Origin of the sequence: Streptomyces sp. ADMS, assembly GCF_033441795.1 — a bacterium.
Lineage (GTDB): Bacteria > Actinomycetota > Actinomycetes > Streptomycetales > Streptomycetaceae > Streptomyces.
Genome location: NZ_JAVFVX010000308.1, coordinates 1 through 1,373 on the forward strand (window position 1 = coordinate 1; position 1,373 = coordinate 1,373).

Annotated in this window: 1 protein-coding gene and 3 pseudogenes; 2 read left to right on the forward strand and 2 right to left on the reverse strand. The window is 67.1% G+C overall.

Features of this window, described 5'->3' with window-relative positions; translation table 11 throughout:
- Positions 1–298: 298 nt before the first annotated feature.
- Positions 299–500, forward strand: a pseudogene (locus RB628_RS40600) (endonuclease/exonuclease/phosphatase family protein); the annotation flags it as partial.
- Here the strand turns inward: RB628_RS40600 and RB628_RS40605 are convergent.
- Positions 494–694: pseudogene (locus tag RB628_RS40605) on the reverse strand (IS256 family transposase); the annotation flags it as partial. The pseudogenes RB628_RS40600 and RB628_RS40605 sit on opposite strands and share 7 nt — an antisense overlap.
- Positions 695–778: 84 nt before the next feature.
- Between RB628_RS40605 and RB628_RS40610 the strand changes: the two are divergent.
- Positions 779–1,108, forward strand: coding sequence for a hypothetical protein (locus RB628_RS40610; RefSeq protein WP_318325664.1), 330 nt, complete (start codon positions 779–781; stop codon positions 1,106–1,108).
- 6 nt (positions 1,109–1,114) lie between these two features.
- Here the strand turns inward: RB628_RS40610 and RB628_RS40615 are convergent.
- Positions 1,115–1,373 (reverse strand): annotated as a pseudogene (locus RB628_RS40615) (hypothetical protein); the annotation flags it as partial.

The following is a 1,373-nucleotide window of genomic DNA, read 5'->3' on the forward strand; positions in this document are numbered from 1 at the left end:
TGAGCATGTCGACGAACCCCTTCGTCGACTACCACCTGATCTACGCCGTCGCCCTCATAGCCCTCGCGGCCGCGGGCGCCGGAGCCACCTGGGGCCTCGGCAAGGCCTGGGCCAGGCTCCCGATCGTCGGCCGCAACCACTGGCTGCGCTGACCGCGGGAGGAGTGGCCGAACCCGAACGTGGTTCGGCCACTCCGTGCCGCCCGCAGGTCTGTGGGGAGCGGCCCGGTCGGCGAACTGCGCTTCCTGCACCTTGCTCCTTCTTGAAGCGACGCCGGAGTCGGGTCCCTCCCATTCCCCTGCTCGGTGACTTCAACTCGGTGCCGCACTCGCGACTTCACCCGGATATGGGCGCTGGCCGCGGACACAGACCCCCGGTGTCATCCCCCGCCCGTCGGCACCTGCAGGCCGAACACTGACTGGCACAGCAAGTTCGACTACATCTTCCTGCGAGGGGCCGTCCCGCTCACGCACCGCGTGCGACCCACCCCGCACTCGGAGATCTCGCCCTCCAGGGCGGACTCGAGCACCCGCTTGGTGAGCTGTTGCAGCAGCACGCCCTCACCGGTCAGTTGCAGCCCCTCGTTACGGGCACGGTCAACCAGCATCGCAACGAGCTGCTCGTCCGACACCGCACTCGACGGTGCCTGAACCACCTGCTCGGCCTGCTCGTTCTCCACGGCGGTCTCCGTCATCAGACGCATCTCCTTGATCATCAGATCCGCCGTTGATTAGACACTCCCGCCCCGGATCCCAGGGCCTACACGCACTCCAGTGCGATGCCGCAGATCCGGGACAGCGAAGGGTCCCGGGCGCACACAGCACCCGGGGTCCGCTCGACAGGCCCCCTGATCGAGCTCGGCCGGGAGGGTCGGCGGCGCGTCCGCGTCGCTGACGAACTCGGCATCGACACAGACCTGGTCGCCATCGACCAGCGGCTGCTGATCCTCCTCGAAGAGGTCAGCGCCACCATGAGGCAGCGGACGGGAGTTCGAGGTGTGCACCGCGGTCTGTGTCGCAGCAACGGCCGCACCTATGTCGTGCACGCCGGGGGAGCGGGGGCCTGGGCGGCGACGCCATCGCCTTTGGGTGTAGCTCTCCTGCAGTGAGATCGTTCAGGCCGTCAGGCGGTAATCGGCCTGGTCGTGGCGGGGATAGAAACGTGTGTGTTCCTGGCGCACGTGATAGCGCCAGTAGGCGGTGAAGCGGCCGTTGCTGATGATCGCGCGGAGTTGGAGGAGGGCTTCGGCTCCGGGGACGCTCCAGCGGCTGCCGGTGATCGCGAGGCGGTCGGCTACCAGATGCTGTCGACGTACGGCCTTAGCCTTGATCCACCGATTCGATGTTTGTGGATAACTCTTCTTGAAACGAGGA

Excerpts from the sequence above, each read along its gene's own strand:
- RB628_RS40610 (WP_318325664.1), top strand. The coding sequence starts at position 779 with ATGCCGCAGATCCGGGACAGCGAAGGGTCCCGGGCGCACACAGCACCC.